The following is a 15350-nucleotide window of genomic DNA, read 5'->3' on the forward strand; positions in this document are numbered from 1 at the left end:
CTACCTCAAAGATGAAAAAATCTGTCGGCTATCAAATGCAGGAAAACTTCCTGGACTGGGCCACGGTCACGCCATGGTCGTTCACCAGTTCAGCCCCGACATTGACACCGGCTCCCGATTCCACCAGGTGATAGCGCTTGCCGGCCTTGAACTGGTCGTATTCCACCTGGCCGGTACACTCGGGCTGCTCGGTATTACCATTGGCGCCCTGGACCAGCAGCACTTTCAGATCGTGCTTGCCCGGCGCCACTTCAAAGTAGCGGCCGTCGTCGACGCGTTTGCCATCCACACGCTCTGCCAGCAGGTCGTCGCTCGAGCCCTGGCCCAGACCGATCCAGGCTTCGCTCGGATCAGCCTTGGGCACCGGCGCCGCGCAGGCAGACAGCAGGCAAACCAGTCCAAGGGTCGAAATCAGCATCAGCGGCTTAAGTGTCATTGAATGAATTCCTCTCATATTCAAGTGCTATATCGCTGGACGGAAAACCCGTCTAATCGAGAGCAAGAGTGGCGAACCAGAGGCGTTTGTACAAATGAACACACATGAAGGGAATTTCAGTCCTTATCTAAAAGATCCTTCATGTTGGTGAAAGCCAAACGTTAAGTTCCAGACGCAAGACTGCCGGTGTTTGCAATTCCACTCCCCGGAGGTTCAGGCATGCTCGGGCTGGTAAAGACCGCACTGCTCAAGCCCTACACGTTTATCGTGTTGGCGATATTCATCTGCATCATCGGGCCGCTGGCGGCCCTGCGTACCCCCACCGACGTGTTTCCCGACATCGGTATCCCGGTGGTCGCGGTGGTCTGGCAATACAACGGCTTGTCCCCCGAGGACATGGCCGGCCGGGTGATCTACACCTACGAGCGCTCCCTGAGCACCACGGTCAACGACATCGAACATATCGAGTCGCAATCGCTGCCGGGCATGGGCATCGTCAAGATCTTCTTTCAACCGGGAGTGGACATCCGCACCGCAAACGCCCAGGTGACCGCGGTCTCGCAGACCGTACTCAAGCAAATGCCGCCGGGGATCACTCCGCCGCTGATCCTCAACTACAGCGCCTCGACGGTGCCGATCCTGCAGATGGCGTTTTCTAGCCCGACGCTGTCGGAAGCGAAGATCCGCGACCTGGTGCAGAACAATATCCGCCTGCCGCTGACCGCCGTACCGGGCCTGGCGATTCCGACACCGATGGGCGGCAAGCAACGCCAGATCACCCTCGACCTCGATCCCCAGGCGCTGGCCGCCAAGGGCCTCTCGGCACAGGATGTGGGCAACGCCCTGGCCGCGCAGAACCAGATCATTCCAGTGGGCACCGCCAAACTCGGCCCCTACGAATACACGGTACTGTTGAACAACAGCCCGAAAGTCATCGAAGAACTCAACGACCTGCCGATCAAGACCGTCGACGGAGCCCTGATCACCATCGGCCAGGTCGCCCACGTGCGTGACGGCTCGCCGCCGCAGACCAACATCGTGCGGGTCGACGGCCGCCGCGCCGTGCTGATGCCGGCGATGAAGAACGGCAATATCTCCACCCTGTCGATCGTCGACGGCATCCGTAACATGCTGCCGCTGATCAATGAGACCCTGCCGCCGGAGCTCAAGACTTCGTTGCTGGGTGACGCCTCGGTGTTCGTCAAGCAGTCGGTGGGCAGCGTGGCCCGCGAAGGCATCATCGCCGCCCTGCTGACCAGTGCGATGATCCTGCTGTTCCTCGGCAGCTGGCGCTCGACCCTGATCATCGCCGCCTCGATTCCCCTGGCAGTGCTCTCGGCCATCGCCCTGCTGGCCGCCACCGGCCAGACCCTCAACGTCATGACCCTCGGCGGGCTGGCGCTGGCGGTGGGGATCCTGGTGGACGATGCGACGGTGACCATCGAAAACATCAACTGGCACCTGGAACAGGGCAAGGCGGTCAACGACGCGATCCTCGACGGCGCGAAACAGATCGTCGGCCCGGCCTTCGTCTCGCTGCTGTGTATCTGCATCGTGTTCGTGCCGATGTTCATGCTCCAGGGCATCGCCGGCTTCCTGTTCCGGCCGATGGCCCTGGCGGTGATCTTCGCCATGGCCAGCTCCTTCATCCTCTCGCGGACCCTGGTGCCAACCCTGGCGATGTTCCTGCTCAAGCCCCATGTGGTCGAAGGTGGCAGCGGTCATCATCCGGAAGATGAATTCATCAACCATCACGAAGGCGAACAGCACCGCAAGCCACGCAATCGCCTGCTGCAAGGCGTGCTGAATTTCCAGCAGGGCTTCGAGCGCGGCTTCTCCACGGTACGCGATGTCTACCATGGCCTGCTGCAGCTCGCGCTGGGTTGCCGCAAGCGCTTCCTGCTGGGTTTCCTCGCCTGTGTGCTGGCGTCCTTCAGCCTGCTGCCGAGCCTGGGCGAAGACTTCTTCCCGGCCACCGACGCCGGCGCCCTGGCCCTGCACGTACGCCTGCCATTGGGCACGCGAATCGAGGAAAGCGCCGCCACCTTCGACCGCATAGAAGCGCGGATCCGCGAGGTGATTCCCGCCGAGGAGCTGGACAATATCGTCGACAACATCGGTATTCCATTGAGCGGTATCGACATGGCCTATAGCAGCAGCGGCACCATAGGCCCACAGGACGGCGATATCCAGGTCACCCTCAAGGCCGATCACCAGCCCACCGCCGACTACGTGAAAAAGCTCCGTACGGCCTTGCCGGAAAGCTTCCCCGGCAGCCATTTCGCCTTCCTCCCGGCGGATATCAGCAGCCAGATCCTCAACTTCGGCGCACCGGCGCCACTGGACGTGAAAATCTCCGGACGCAACGCCGAGGAAAACCGCACCTTCGCCCTCGAACTGCAACGACGCCTGCAACACGTACCGGGGATCGCCGACCTGCGGATCCAGCAATCGGTCGGCTACCCGTCGCTGGAAGTGAAGGTCGACCGCATGCGCGCCAAGGGCCTGGGCATCACCGAGCGTGACGTCACCAACAGCATGGTCGCCTCCCTGGCGGGCAGTTCCCAGGTGGCGCCGACCTTCTGGCTCAACCCGGCCAACGGCGTGTCCTATGGCGTGGTCGCGGCCACCCCGCAATACCGCCTGGATAGCCTGCCGTCACTGGAAGCGTTGCCGGTCACCGGTAGCAACGGCCAGTCGCAGATCCTCGGCGGCCTGGCGACCATCAATCGGGTGCAGAGCCCGGCGGTGGTCACCCACTACAACATCCAGCCGACCCTGGACATCTACGCCAGCGTGCAAGGCCGCGACCTCGGCGCGGTAGCCCATGACATCCAGAAGATCCTCGACGATGCCTCGGCCTTGCGCCCCAAGGGCGCGATTGTCAGCCTGCACGGGCAGATCGACGCCCTGCATGAAGCCTTCGGCGGCCTGAGCTTCGGCCTGCTCGGCGCGGTGGTGCTGATCTACCTGCTGATCGTGGTCAACTTCCAGTCCTGGGTCGATCCGTTCGTGATCATCACCGCCCTGCCCGCCGCCCTGGCCGGGATCGTCTGGATGCTGTTCCTGAGCGGCACCTCGCTGTCGGTACCGGCCCTGACCGGGGCCATCCTGTGCATGGGCGTGGCCACCGCCAACTCGATCCTGGTGGTGAGTTTCTGCCGCGAGCGCCTGGCCGAACACGGTGATGCCCTCAAAGCCGCCCTGGAGGCCGGCTACACCCGCTTCCGCCCGGTCTGCATGACCGCCCTGGCGATGATCATCGGCATGTTGCCGCTGGCCCTTTCCGAAGAACAGAACGCCCCCCTCGGACGCGCCGTGATCGGCGGTCTGATCCTGGCGACCACTGCCACCCTGCTGTTCGTCCCCGTGGTGTTCAGCCTGGTGCATGGCCGCCAACCTATTCGCGCCGTAGCTGGAGAAAACACCCATGACTGATCGCAAACCCTCGGGCAAACGCCTGCTTTACCTGGGCGTCGGCGGGATGACCCTGGCCGCCTTGCTGGTCGCCAACGGGATTGCCGCGCGAACCCGCCATGAAAAGTCCGTGACCGCCTGGACCGAAACCGCCGCCATTCCCATGGTCAGCGTCTTCCAGCCGGCGCAAAACGCCGCCGGCGACACCCTGCGCCTGCCGGCCCACCTGGAAGCCTGGAGCAAGGCGCCGATCCATGCACGGGTCAGCGGTTACCTGAAAAACTGGAAAACCGATATCGGCAGCCAGGTCCAGGCCGGCCAGATACTCGCCGAAATCGACAGCCCGGACCTCGACCAGCAGGTCGCCCAGGCCCATGCCCACCTGGTGCAGGAGCAGGCCAATGCGCGCCTGGCCGCGACCACCGCCACCCGTTGGCAGAACCTGGTGGAGACCCATTCGGTGTCGCGCCAGGAGGCCGATGAAAAGAGCTCCAACGCCGCCGCGGCCAAGGCCAATGTCGAAGCCGCGGCCGCCGACTACGCACGGCTGTCGGCGCTGGAAGCGTACAAGACCATCCGCGCGCCCTTCGCCGGCACCATCACCGCCCGCAACACCGATATCGGCCAGTTGATCAAGGCCGACAACGACAGCGATCCGGAGCTGTTCGACATCGCCGACACCCATCAACTGCGGCTCTACGTGCCGATCCCGCAAAACTACGCCAGCGTGATCCGGCCCGGTCTCGAGGTGAAACTGACGGTGCCGGAGCATCCGGGCCAGCAGTTCAACGCGAAACTGCTGGGCAACTCCACCGCGATCGACTCGCGCTCCGGCACCCTGCTCGCCCAGTTCGTCGCCGAGAACCCGGACAACGTCCTGCTGCCGGGCGACTATGCCGAGGCCACGCTGCCGATCCCGGCGGACACCCACGGCGTCAGCATTCCCGCCAGCGCCTTGATCTTCCGCGCCCAGGGGACCCAGGTGGCCGTGCTGGACGCCCAGTCCCATGTACACCTGCGCGATATCCATATCGGCCTGGACCTGGGTGAGCGCCTGGTTATCGACCAGGGCCTGAAGCCCGCCGACACCGTGATCGACAACCCGCCGGACGCCCTGCGCGAAGGCGACCCGGTGAAACTCGCCGACGCCGGAGGCCAACATGTCCCCAAGGCTTAAGCGCAGCGCCTGGCTCTTGATCGCGACCTTGCAGGGCTGCTCCCTGGCGCCGACCTACAAGCCGCCGCAACTCGACTTGCCCGAGCACTATCGCGAGCAGACCAGCGACGGCCCGTGGCACCTGGCACAACCGGACGACAAGCTGGCAGAGCAATGGTGGTCGCTGTTCCAGGACTCGCACCTCAACGAGTTGCAGCAGCGCCTGCTCAAGGCCAACCCGGACCTGGCCGCCGCCCTGGCGCACTACGACGGCGCGCAGGCCTACGCGAGCCAGTTGCACGCCGGGCTGTTTCCGCAGATCAGCGCCAGCGCACAACCCCTGCGCCAGCGCCAATCGGACAATCGGCCGTTGCGCGGCAGCACCCAGCCGGCGGTGTACAACAGCAACACCGCAGGCTTTGCGCTGAACTTCGACCTTGACCTGTGGGGCCGGATCCGCAACCAGGTGGCCGCCGGCGATGCCCAGGCCCAGGCCTCCGGCGACGACCTGGCGGTGGCGCGCCTGAGCCTGCAACAGCAGCTGGCGACCCTGTATATCCAGCTCAATGGCCTGGACGCCCAGAGCCGGATTCTCAGCAGTTCCCTGGATGACTATACCCAGGCCCTGCAACTGACCCGTGATCGCTACCAGGGCCAGATCGCCTCGGAACTCGACCTGACCCGCGCCCAGAGCCAATTGGCCGAGGCCCAGGCGCAACTGGACGAAGTGCGCGGCCAACGCAACCTGGCCGAACATGCGATTGCCGAACTGGTGGGCGAACCGGCCAGTGACTTCCAGTTGCCGCCGACCCAGGCGCTCCTGACAATTCCCAAGGTGCCCGGTGCCCTGCCCAGCAGCTTGCTGCAACGCCGCCCGGATATCGCCGCGGCGGAACGGCGGGTGTTTGCCGCCAATGCCGCGATCGGCGTGGCCAAGGCCGCCTGGTACCCGGACTTCAGCCTGACCGGCCTGCTCGGCGGCCAGACCCAGGGCAGCGGCAGCCTGCTGGCGACGGGCAATCGTTATTGGGCATTGGGGCCGCTGGTCAACCTGCCGATTTTCGACGGCGGCCGCCTCAGTGCCCAGGAGCACCAGGCCAAGGCAGAGTTCGACGAGGCTTCGGCCCACTACCGCAGCCAGGTCTTGCGCGCCGTGCGCGAAGTCGAGGACAACCTCGCGCAACTGCGCGACTTGCAGCACGAGGCCCAGGATGAGCAGGCAGCACTGGATGCGGCGCAGAATACCCAGACCCTGGCGATGAACAGCTACCAGGCCGGGGCGGTGAACTACCTGGACGTGGTGACGGCGCAGACTGCGGCATTGCAGGCGCAACGGCAATTGCAGGCGCTGCAGACCCGCCAGTTGCAGGCCAGCATCGGCCTGATGACAGCGTTGGGTGGCGGTTGGAGCACTCAGGGCTGACACTGATGTATCCTGTGGGAACGTTCTCGCTGCTACTCCCTTTTCGCTCCCACAGGGCAGCTTTCATGGAAAACCAACACCTCTTATACGCAGGCCCCCTGATCTCCCTCGCCCTGCTCTGGGTCGTTGCCGTGGTCACTCCAGGGCAAAATTTCTTCATCACCGCCCAACTCGCCGCCAGTAACTCGCGCAAGCACGGTCTGGTCTGCGCATTGGGTGTTGCCACGGGTACCATCCTCTGGGGCCTGGCCGGCGGGCTGGGGATCAAGTCGCTGTTTACCGCCGCGCCATCGCTGTACCTGGCGCTGAAAATCGCCGGTGGCGCTTACCTGATCTACCTCGGCGTCAAGCTGTTCCTACGCAAGCATCCCGCCAGCACCGACCAGCAGCCCGCGCTCGACAAAGCGCAACGCAGCCTGCTTTCGGCCTATAGTCGCGGTTTGCTAAGCAATATGACCAACCCCAAGGCCGCGCTGTTTGTCGCGACCATCTTTGCCGCGACCATGCCCAGCTCCCCGCCTGCCCCACTGCTGGCCATGGCCGTCGCGATCATGGCCAGCCTGTCGGTCTGCTGGTATTCCAGTGTCGCCCTGGTATTTGCCAGTACGCGGATGTCAGCCTTCTACAGTCGCTGCCGCAAAGGCCTCGACCGCTTTGCCGGAACTTGTTACCTGCTGTTCGGCGCTCATCTGTTGGCGAATCGCTGAGTCAGGGCCGCATAATCTCGCCATCCACCGCGTCGCCGATTTTCAGGAAATGCCCGCCGGCGACGTGGTGCAAGGTACGCAGCTCATCGTGCCCCTCAAAATGCCAGCGACCCTCACTGAACACCCGCGAATCAGCCTGGGCTGAAATGACTTCGGCCAGGAACAGGTCGTACTGCTCATGGTTGCGCGGCTCCGGCAGCAAGCGGCACTCCAGCCAGGCAACGCAGCCCTCCAGCATCGGTGCATCGACTTTCTCGCCCTTGAAGGTTTCCAGGCCGTAGGCATCGAACTTATCGCGATTATGACTCTGGCTCAGCTCAAGGCCGGAAGTGCTGCCAACGGTTTGCACAACATCGGCCTGGGCCACGCAAGGCACGTTGATCACAAAAGTCCCCGAGGCTTCCAGCAGACGCCGCGTCCAAGTGGATTTGTCGATCACCACCGCGACCTTCGGCGGTTCGAAATCCAGCGGCATGGCCCAGGCGGCCGCCATGATATTGCGCTGACCGTCGTGGGCAGCACTGACCAGCACCGTAGGGCCGTGATTGAGCAGGCGATAGGCTTTGGACAAGGGTACGGCGAGACGGTGTTCGGCGGACATAAACGATGTTTCCTGACAAAAATACAGAAGGAACATCCTAGGTGAGCACGCCCGGTAAACACAGCCCCCATCGGCCAAAGAAGCTGCATCGTTGCGTGTCAGTCGCGGCCCGGACAATTCAACCGCAAGAGTCGGAGTGTTCGCGCCCGGCGGACTTTCCAGACTGCACGCCTTACCGGATAGGCCTCGAGGCAACCTCATGCACACCCGAATTCAATCGCTGGACTGGCTGGCGATCCGCCAAGACCTGGACCAGCAAGGCAATGCCCTGTTACCCAATCTGCTCAGCCCGGAAGAATGCCTGGAACTGGCCGCGCTGTACCCACGCAAAGAACCTTTTCGCTCGCGGGTCATCATGGCCCGCCACGGCTTCGGCCAGGGTGAGTACCAATACTTCGCCTACCCGCTGCCGACACTGGTCCAGCAGCTTCGCACCGAGCTTTATCCAGCCCTGGCGGCGATTGCCAACGACTGGCACAAGCAGATGCAGATCACCGTCTCCTTCCCCTCGACCCACCAGGCCCTGCTCCAGCGTTGTCATGAAGCCGGCCAGCAACGCCCCACCCCGTTGCTGCTGCAATATGCGGCCGGCGACTACAACTGCCTGCACCAGGACCTCTACGGCGAACAGGTGTTTCCATTGCAAGTGGCCATCCTGCTGTCGCAGCCGGGAGAAGACTTCAGCGGTGGCGAGTTCGTCCTCACCGAGCAACGCCCGCGCATGCAGAGCCGCCCCCAGGTGGTCCCGCTGAAACAGGGCGACGCGGTGATCTTTGCCGTGTCCCAGCGCCCGGTTCACGGCACGCGGGGGTTCTATCGCGTGAACATGCGCCATGGCGTCAGCCGTGTGAATGCAGGCCAGCGGCATACCCTGGGCATCATCTTTCATGACGCCACCTGACATCCCACTCACAGTCGGTAGAATTCAACCGCAAGACACGGAGTTTTCCTGTCTCGCAGCGCCCCTAAGCTGAGCGAGAACTGAATCTTCCGATAGGAGAACACCATGAATACCTCGTCCCAAGGAAAAACCGTGGAAAAGGATCCGCGCTGGCAAGCGGTAGTGGCGCGGGACGCAAGCGCCGACGGGGACTTCGTCTATGGCGTCAGGACCACCGGCGTATATTGCCGCCCGAGCAGTGGCGCGCGTCGGCCCAATCCGGAAAATGTCGAGTTCTTCGATACCCCCGAGCAGGCCGAAGCTGCCGGCTACCGGCCAAGCCGGCGTGCCGCCGCCGACCAGACGTCGATCAACGAGCAACACGTGACCCTGGTGACCCGGGCCTGCCAACTCATTGAATCGTCCGACACCCCGCCCACACTCAATCCCCTGGCCGAACAACTGGGCCTGAGCCCTTTTCACTTCCATCGGGTCTTCAAGGCGGTCACCGGTCTCACGCCCAAGGCTTACGCCAGCGCCCACCGCGCTGGCAAACTGCGGGCACAGCTGGCCCGGGGCGGCTCGGTCACCGAGGCCTTGTATGAAGCCGGCTTCAACGCCAGTAGCCGGTTCTACGAAGCGTCCAATGGCGTGCTCGGCATGAAACCCAGCGACTATCGCGCCGGCGGTGCCAACACTGATATTCGCTTCGCCATCGGCCAGTGCTCGCTCGGCGCGATCCTGGTGGCGCAGAGTGATCGCGGGGTCTGCGCGATCCTCCTCGGTGATGATCCGGATATGCTGGCCAAGGACCTGCAGGATAAATTCCCACAAGCGCATTTCATCGGCGGCGACTCAGCCTTCGAGCAACTGATCGCCAAGGTGGTGGGCTTTATCGAAGCCCCGGCCATCGGCCTGGACCTGCCGCTGGACCTGCGCGGTACAGCTTTTCAGGAACGGGTCTGGCAGGCACTGCGCAATATTCCAGTGGGCAGTACCGCAAGTTATGCCGATATCGCCCAGATGATCGGTGCGCCGAAATCCTTCCGTGCCGTGGCCCAGGCCTGCGGCGCCAACAGCCTCGCCGTGGCGATTCCCTGTCATCGGGTGGTACGCAGCGACGGCGCCCTGTCCGGCTATCGCTGGGGAGTCGAGCGCAAGCGCCAGTTGCTGGATCGGGAAGCGCAATAGGTTGCCCCCCCACAGGGGAGGCGGCGCCCCAACGCCGCCTCCCCCCGGCAACGCACGGGAGCGACTCGCGCCCCCAAGAATAAAGATTGCAAGCTAACAATCTCCGCCTTTACCCTTCCCCACCCGCGTACCAGCAAGGCTCCGGCTTCAATAATGTCCTCCGTACTCAGCGTCCTGTTGCCCATCTTTGCCCTGATCCTGATCGGTTTCCTCTGCCGACGGAGCAACCGCCTGGGGCCCAACGCGGCCTCCGAGATCAACCGCATGGTGGTCTGGCTGTGCCTGCCGGCGCTACTGTTCAAGGCCACGGCCACGGCGACCTGGGAACAGATCTGGCACCCGGGGTTTGTCCTGGCGTTTACCCTCAGTACCCTGGCGATGTTCGTCCTGACCTTGTTGCTGCGCTGGCGCAAGGCCAGGCATTTCGCCGACGCAAGCATCGATGCCCTCAGCGCGTCCTACGCCAACACCGGCTATATCGGGATTCCGCTGTGCGTGATGGTGCTCGGCCAGAATGGTCTGGAGCCGGCGCTGATCGCCTCCTTGCTGGTGGTCTGCGTGCTGTTCGGACTGGCCCTGGTGTGCATCGAGATCGGTTTGCAAAGCGAGCGCCAGGTACATCGGATCGTCTTCAAGGTACTGCTGGCGCTGGCGAAAAATCCGCTGGTGCTCTCACCTTTGCTCGGCGCGCTCTGGGCCTGGGGCGGCGCACCGTTGCCGGCCCCCTTCGAGAAGTTTCTCAGCCTGCTGGGCGCCGCCACCATCCCTTGCGCACTGATTTCCCTCGGGCTGTTCCTCGCTCACAAACAACAAGGCCCACGCCAGGGCGCGACGATGCTGGTACTGATCAAGCTGGTCGGCCACCCGCTGCTGACCTGGTTCCTGGCCTTCAAGGTGTTTCATCTGCCGCCACTGTGGGCCAATTCGGCGCTGCTCCTGAGCGCACTGCCCACCGGCACCGGGCCCTTTATGCTGGCCGAGTACTACAAGCGCGAGGCCTCGGTGGTGTCGAGCACCATCCTGATTTCCACGCTGGGTTCGCTGGTAACGCTGTCAATCTGCCTGTACGTGATCGGCAACTGAGCGGTTCAGTTCGCCGATTTCACATCCTGCGCCAGTAGCCAGTCACGCGTGTCGCTGAGCATCTCATCGGCCAACCGCGGATCATCACAAACCCGCGCCAACACCATGGCGCCGACCATCGCGGCCCAGCTGCCAGTAGCGGCGCGGCGTTTTTCCGCGGCCGTCGCACCAGGCAGGGCCTGGCTCAAGCTCTCGAGCTGACGACGAATGCTCGCAGTCATCTGCGCCCGCGCCTCGGCGGACTGGCGGCTGGTTTCCGAGGCCAGCCCGGCCATCGGACAGCCACCGGCACAATCCTGCAGGTGCGCGGCACTCAGATACTGCGTGACATAACCGGCCACATCGGCCCCCGCCGGTACCGACGTCGAGAACACGTGGGCCAGGGACTGGGCTACCAGATCGTCCTTCGAGGCGAAATACCCGTAGAAACCGCCATGGGTCAACCCGGCCGCCTTCATCACCTCCGACACGGTGACCGCCTCATAGCCCTTGGCCCGAAACAGCCGACTGGCGGCTTCGAGGATATTGCGCCGGTTCTCTGCCACCTGCTCGCGACTGACCTTCATTGGAAACCTCCACTAATAGGCTTGACAGTATACATGATAGCCATCATATTTTCTAAACATGACAACGGTCATGAATAAATCAACCCGCTGAGGATTACCGTCATGACAGTCAAACCCGCCGTTCTGATTACAGGCGCTTCCACCGGTATCGGCGCTGTTTACGCCGACCGCTTCGCCAAGCGCGGTCACGCCCTGGTGCTGGTGGCTCGGGACAAGGCCCGCATGGACACACTGGCCGAACGGCTGCGACAGGAAACCGGCGTTTCGGTGGATGTGGTCCAGGCCGACCTGACCGACGCAGGCGATCTGGCCCGTATCGAGTCGCGGGTTCGCGACGATGCGACTATCGGCATCCTGATCAATAACGCCGGTATGGCCGGAGCCGGGACTTTCCTGGAACAGACGCCCGATGTGGCGAGCCAGCTTATCAACCTCAACATCACCGCCCTCGCCCGCCTGACCAGTGCAATCACGCCACGCCTGGTCCAGGCAGGCGCGGGGTCGATCATCAACGTCGCCTCGGTGGTGGGCCTGGCGCCGGAACTGCAGATGACGGTCTATGGGGCGACCAAGGCCTTCGTACTGTTCTTCAGCCAAGGGCTGAATATCGAGCTCGGGGCCAAGGGCTTGTATGTGCAGGCCGTCCTGCCGGCCGCCACCCGTACCGAAATCTGGGAACGCGCGGGCAAGCGGATCGAGGATCTGCCGGCGGTCATGGAAGTCGATGACCTGGTGGACGCGGCGCTGGTGGGCTTTGATCGCCGCGAAACCGTGACCATTCCGCCGCTGCCCGACGAAGGCCAGTGGCAAGCCCTGGAGGCCGCGCGCCTGGCGATGCTGCCGAACTACATGCAGGTGCTGCCGGCGGCGCGTTATCGCAATGGCGCCTGAGGCCAATGTCTCTGCGCAATAGATAGCGTTTCGACCCAGACCCCGTCACTGTGGCCAACACGCTCATTGTAGGAACCCGCTTGCGGGCGATAAGGCCCGCAAGCCTTGCACCGCTCTCGCTGACGTCATCGCCAGCAAGCCGGCTCCTACAGTGCGGTGTCGAACCTGGGCCTGGTGAACTGCTGCAACCTCAGCGCACAAGCACCCGTTTGAAGCCCAGTGTCCAGCCCTGTTGCATCCCCGCCGCCGCCAGCAGAATGGCAATCACACCAACCCACTGCACCAGCACCAACTGGTGGCCGAAGGCGAACCAGTCGACGAAGATCGCCGCAATCGGGTAGATAAAGGACAGCGCCCCGGTCATGGCCGTCGGCAGTTTCTGGATCGCGCCATACAACAGTACATACATCACCCCGGTATGAACCATCCCCAGGGTCAGCAGGCTGCCCCAGGCACTCGGCTGTTGCGGGAACGCCGAAATATGCGCCCAGGGCGCCAGCAGCAAGACCCCGGTGCAGACCTGGACCAGGGCAATCAGGTGCGGCGGCGTGCCCGTCAGGCGCTTGATGATCAGTGCCGCGATGGCATACAACAGCGCCGCTCCCAACGCCAACCCGATGCCCAGCAGATATTCGCCACCGCTCTCTCCCGGCTGCCCGTGGGCACTGATGATCGCCAGCATCCCGACAAAGGCCAGGCCCAGCCAGAACAGTTTCCACGCGGTGATCTTCTCGCCGAGAAACAGCGCCGCCAGGCCCACCAGCATGAATGGCTGGACGTTGTAGACCGCCGTGCCGATGGCAATCGACGCCCGGGAATAGGAAGCGAACAGCAACACCCAGTTACCGACGATCGCCACGCCACTGAGCACCGCCAAAAGAAAGGTGGTACGGGTCAGGATCCCCGGGCGCAAAAAGCCCATGACGGCACAGATCAGCAGCAAGGTCAGGGCACCGAACAGGCAGCGCCAGAACACCACGTCCAGCACCGGCTGGCCGGACACCAGCACGAACCAGCCGATGGTCCCCGAGATCAACATGGCCGCGACCATTTCCAGCGAGCCGCGATGCAGTGATGTCTTCATAAGTGAGTTCCTTTGATTGGGCCCTGGGCAGATGACAAAAGTATGCCAAGCCTACTGCCCGCCTCACCAGCGCCATAAATAGGCTAGAATCTTATTTCACCTTTCTTATCAAGGTAACTTTAATGATTTACCTAACGAGGCAGCCATGACTGACGAAATCGACCACTTGTTGATCAGCGCCCTGATGAGTGACTCGCGCAGCTCGCTCAAGGCCCTGGCGCAAGTCAGCGGCCTGTCCTCCCCCAGCGTCGCGGAACGCTTGCGCCGGCTGGAAGAGCGTGGCGTGATCAAGGGCTACACCGTCGATGTGGAGCCCAAATCGTTCGGCTACCTGTTGCAGGCCATCGTGCGCATTCGCCCCCTGCCCGGCCAGTTGCAGGAAGTGGAGCGGCAGATCCAGGCGATTCCCCAGTTCACCGAATGTGACAAGGTGACCGGTGACGATTGTTTTATCGCCCGCCTGCATGTGCGCGACATGGAGCAACTCGACACGCTCCTGGATCGGCTCAACCTCCACGCCGAAACCAATACCGCCATCGTCAAGAAGACCCCGATCAAGCGCCGCTTACCGCCGATGACTTGAAATCACCGGTTCGACACCGTCACGGAAAAGCACGCCCAGACAGCTGGAAAGGCACCGCCAGGCAGGTCGCCCCGCGCCCGCGAGTCGGCGACGGTACAGGAGCGGCAGGCTATAAGAAATCGCCCACATTCCGATAGGCCGAAACCTTCAAGACACGTGGGGCCCAACGGCTGGCGAAGGCCCGCGGCTGGGTTATCATTCATCCATCACCCCTTAGTCCACCGGATACCCTCCCATGCCCACTCTTACCCAAGCCGTCCCCGCCAGAGGCTGGTCGCTCTGGTGGAAACCATTGCTGTTTCTCGCCGTCGCCGCCATTGGCCTGTACTACGTCAAATGGTCGCCCTACTACGCCAAGGCCTTCGTCGCCGCCGACAGCCACAGCATCGGTGCCTCGATCATCAACGACAACCCGGCCTCTCCGGTCGCCGCCGCGCTGGCCTACGCCCAGGTGTACTTCCTGGCGATCTGGAAAGCCGCGGTACTGGCGGTGATTCTCGGCTCGTTGCTGCAAGTGCTGGTTCCCCGCGACTGGTTGTTGCGCCTGTTCGGCCGCGCCGGTTTCGGTTCGACCCTGCGCGGCGGCCTGTTCGCCCTGCCCGGCATGATGTGCTCCTGCTGCGCGGCGCCGGTAGCCGCCGGGATGCGTCGACAGAACGTCTCGGTGGGCGCGGCGCTGGCGTTCTGGATCGCCAACCCGGTGCTCAACCCGGCCACCCTGGTGTTCATGGGCTTCGTCCTGGGCTGGGGCTTCACCGCGATCCGGCTGGTGGCGGGCCTGGTGCTGGTGCTGGGGGTTTCGCTGGTGGCGCAACGGGTGGCTCGCCCGGAAACCCTGCCGGAGGCGGCAGTGGAAGCCGTGGTCGATGCCAGCAGCCCGGACCAGCGCAGCTTCATGGCGCGTTGGGGCAAGACCCTGTGGCAACTGTTCTGGACCACCATCCCGATCTATATCGTGGCGGTGCTGTTGCTGGGCGCGGCACGGGTCTGGCTGTTTCCGCACGTCGATGGCGCCATGGGCAACAGCCTGCTGTGGCTGGTGCCGCTGGCGATTATCGGGACTTTGTTCGTGATTCCGACGGCGGCCGAGATTCCCATCGTGCAGACCATGATGACCCTGGGCCTGGGCACCGCGCCGGCGGTGGCGCTGCTGCTGACCCTGCCGAGCGTCAGCCTGCCGTCGCTGTTGATGCTGCGCAAGGAATTCGACGCCAAGGTGCTGGTGACCGTGGCGGTGCTGACAATGCTGGTGGGCGTGGCCAGCGGCCTGGTGGCCATGCTGGTCCTGTAAAGACTATCCCGGTCTGACTTGCCCGTTCGCAGGCAGGAACA

At 63.5% G+C, this 15350-nt stretch carries 14 protein-coding genes; 10 read left to right on the forward strand and 4 right to left on the reverse strand.

Annotation, left to right across the window (positions count from 1 at the left end; genetic code table 11):
* Nucleotides 1-31: 31 nt before the first annotated feature.
* Complete coding sequence (locus M5B96_RS08695) at nucleotides 32-436, reverse strand: hypothetical protein (protein ID WP_248796276.1); 405 nt, start codon at nucleotides 434-436, stop codon at nucleotides 32-34.
* 219 nt (nucleotides 437-655) lie between these two features.
* Here M5B96_RS08695 and M5B96_RS08700 point away from each other — a divergent pair, with 219 nt between their 5' ends.
* The 4 genes from M5B96_RS08700 (at nucleotide 656) to M5B96_RS08715 (ending at nucleotide 7139) form a co-directional block, all read left to right on the forward strand.
* The gene (locus M5B96_RS08700; RefSeq protein WP_248796277.1) at nucleotides 656-3874 is read left to right on the forward strand and encodes an efflux RND transporter permease subunit; all 3219 of its coding nucleotides are present in this window, start codon (nucleotides 656-658) and stop codon (nucleotides 3872-3874) included.
* Nucleotides 3867-5030 (forward strand): efflux RND transporter periplasmic adaptor subunit, encoded by a 1164-nt coding sequence (locus tag M5B96_RS08705; protein WP_248796278.1) that lies wholly within the window; start codon nucleotides 3867-3869, stop codon nucleotides 5028-5030. The genes M5B96_RS08700 and M5B96_RS08705 overlap by 8 nt, the downstream gene beginning before the upstream one ends.
* A complete protein-coding gene (locus tag M5B96_RS08710; RefSeq protein ID WP_248796279.1) occupies nucleotides 5014-6432 on the forward strand; it encodes an efflux transporter outer membrane subunit in 1419 nt (472 codons plus the stop codon). Before M5B96_RS08705 ends, M5B96_RS08710 begins: the two co-directional genes overlap by 17 nt.
* Nucleotides 6433-6497: 65 nt before the next feature.
* The gene (locus M5B96_RS08715) at nucleotides 6498-7139 is read left to right on the forward strand and encodes a LysE family translocator (RefSeq protein ID WP_248796280.1); all 642 of its coding nucleotides are present in this window, start codon (nucleotides 6498-6500) and stop codon (nucleotides 7137-7139) included.
* 1 nt (nucleotide 7140) lies between these two features.
* On the opposite strand, the gene M5B96_RS08720 is transcribed toward M5B96_RS08715, so the two are convergent.
* Nucleotides 7141-7740, reverse strand: coding sequence for a flavin reductase family protein (locus M5B96_RS08720; RefSeq protein WP_248796281.1), 600 nt, complete (start codon nucleotides 7738-7740; stop codon nucleotides 7141-7143).
* A 199-nt stretch (nucleotides 7741-7939) separates the two neighbouring features.
* On the opposite strand from M5B96_RS08720, the gene M5B96_RS08725 reads away from it, so the two are divergent.
* From M5B96_RS08725 to M5B96_RS08735, 3 genes are all read left to right on the forward strand, one after another.
* Nucleotides 7940-8641 carry a 2OG-Fe(II) oxygenase gene (locus tag M5B96_RS08725; protein ID WP_248796282.1) on the forward strand — a complete coding sequence of 234 codons (702 nt, stop codon included), beginning with the start codon at nucleotides 7940-7942 and terminating at the stop codon, nucleotides 8639-8641.
* A gap of 105 nt (nucleotides 8642-8746) precedes the next feature.
* A complete protein-coding gene (ada, locus tag M5B96_RS08730) occupies nucleotides 8747-9811 on the forward strand; it encodes a bifunctional DNA-binding transcriptional regulator/O6-methylguanine-DNA methyltransferase Ada (RefSeq protein ID WP_248796283.1) in 1065 nt (354 codons plus the stop codon).
* Nucleotides 9812-9964: 153 nt separating this feature from the next.
* Nucleotides 9965-10894: an AEC family transporter gene (locus M5B96_RS08735; RefSeq protein ID WP_248796284.1), complete on the forward strand. Its 930-nt coding sequence runs from the start codon at nucleotides 9965-9967 to the stop codon at nucleotides 10892-10894.
* Nucleotides 10895-10899: 5 nt separating this feature from the next.
* Here M5B96_RS08735 and M5B96_RS08740 read toward each other — a convergent pair whose 3' ends face one another.
* Nucleotides 10900-11460: a TetR/AcrR family transcriptional regulator gene (locus M5B96_RS08740; protein ID WP_248796285.1), complete on the reverse strand. Its 561-nt coding sequence runs from the start codon at nucleotides 11458-11460 to the stop codon at nucleotides 10900-10902.
* 102 nt (nucleotides 11461-11562) lie between these two features.
* Between M5B96_RS08740 and M5B96_RS08745 the strand changes: the two genes are divergently transcribed.
* Nucleotides 11563-12351 carry an SDR family NAD(P)-dependent oxidoreductase gene (locus tag M5B96_RS08745; protein WP_248796286.1) on the forward strand — a complete coding sequence of 263 codons (789 nt, stop codon included), beginning with the start codon at nucleotides 11563-11565 and terminating at the stop codon, nucleotides 12349-12351.
* 190 nt (nucleotides 12352-12541) lie between these two features.
* Here the strand turns inward: M5B96_RS08745 and M5B96_RS08750 are convergent, their stop codons facing one another.
* A complete protein-coding gene (locus M5B96_RS08750) occupies nucleotides 12542-13435 on the reverse strand; it encodes a DMT family transporter (protein ID WP_248796287.1) in 894 nt (297 codons plus the stop codon).
* Between the two features lie 145 nt (nucleotides 13436-13580).
* Between M5B96_RS08750 and M5B96_RS08755 the strand changes: the two genes are divergently transcribed.
* Complete coding sequence (locus tag M5B96_RS08755) at nucleotides 13581-14018, forward strand: Lrp/AsnC family transcriptional regulator (RefSeq protein ID WP_248796288.1); 438 nt, start codon at nucleotides 13581-13583, stop codon at nucleotides 14016-14018.
* 235 nt (nucleotides 14019-14253) lie between these two features.
* Nucleotides 14254-15309 carry a permease gene (locus M5B96_RS08760; protein ID WP_248796289.1) on the forward strand — a complete coding sequence of 352 codons (1056 nt, stop codon included), beginning with the start codon at nucleotides 14254-14256 and terminating at the stop codon, nucleotides 15307-15309.
* Nucleotides 15310-15350: the final 41 nt, after the last annotated feature.

The organism is Pseudomonas sp. MWU13-2105, from assembly GCF_023242315.1.
Taxonomy (GTDB): domain Bacteria; phylum Pseudomonadota; class Gammaproteobacteria; order Pseudomonadales; family Pseudomonadaceae; genus Aquipseudomonas.

Coding starts and splice junctions, on each gene's coding strand:
- M5B96_RS08695 (WP_248796276.1), bottom strand. CDS start 436: ATGACACTTAAGCCGCTGATGCTGATTTCGACCCTTGGACTGGTTTGC.
- M5B96_RS08700 (WP_248796277.1), top strand. CDS start 656: ATGCTCGGGCTGGTAAAGACCGCACTGCTCAAGCCCTACACGTTTATC.
- M5B96_RS08705 (WP_248796278.1), top strand. CDS start 3,867: ATGACTGATCGCAAACCCTCGGGCAAACGCCTGCTTTACCTGGGCGTC.
- M5B96_RS08710 (WP_248796279.1), top strand. CDS start 5,014: ATGTCCCCAAGGCTTAAGCGCAGCGCCTGGCTCTTGATCGCGACCTTG.
- M5B96_RS08715 (WP_248796280.1), top strand. CDS start 6,498: ATGGAAAACCAACACCTCTTATACGCAGGCCCCCTGATCTCCCTCGCC.
- M5B96_RS08720 (WP_248796281.1), bottom strand. CDS start 7,740: ATGTCCGCCGAACACCGTCTCGCCGTACCCTTGTCCAAAGCCTATCGC.
- M5B96_RS08725 (WP_248796282.1), top strand. CDS start 7,940: ATGCACACCCGAATTCAATCGCTGGACTGGCTGGCGATCCGCCAAGAC.
- ada (WP_248796283.1), top strand. CDS start 8,747: ATGAATACCTCGTCCCAAGGAAAAACCGTGGAAAAGGATCCGCGCTGG.
- M5B96_RS08735 (WP_248796284.1), top strand. CDS start 9,965: ATGTCCTCCGTACTCAGCGTCCTGTTGCCCATCTTTGCCCTGATCCTG.
- M5B96_RS08740 (WP_248796285.1), bottom strand. CDS start 11,460: ATGAAGGTCAGTCGCGAGCAGGTGGCAGAGAACCGGCGCAATATCCTC.
- M5B96_RS08745 (WP_248796286.1), top strand. CDS start 11,563: ATGACAGTCAAACCCGCCGTTCTGATTACAGGCGCTTCCACCGGTATC.
- M5B96_RS08750 (WP_248796287.1), bottom strand. CDS start 13,435: ATGAAGACATCACTGCATCGCGGCTCGCTGGAAATGGTCGCGGCCATG.
- M5B96_RS08755 (WP_248796288.1), top strand. CDS start 13,581: ATGACTGACGAAATCGACCACTTGTTGATCAGCGCCCTGATGAGTGAC.
- M5B96_RS08760 (WP_248796289.1), top strand. CDS start 14,254: ATGCCCACTCTTACCCAAGCCGTCCCCGCCAGAGGCTGGTCGCTCTGG.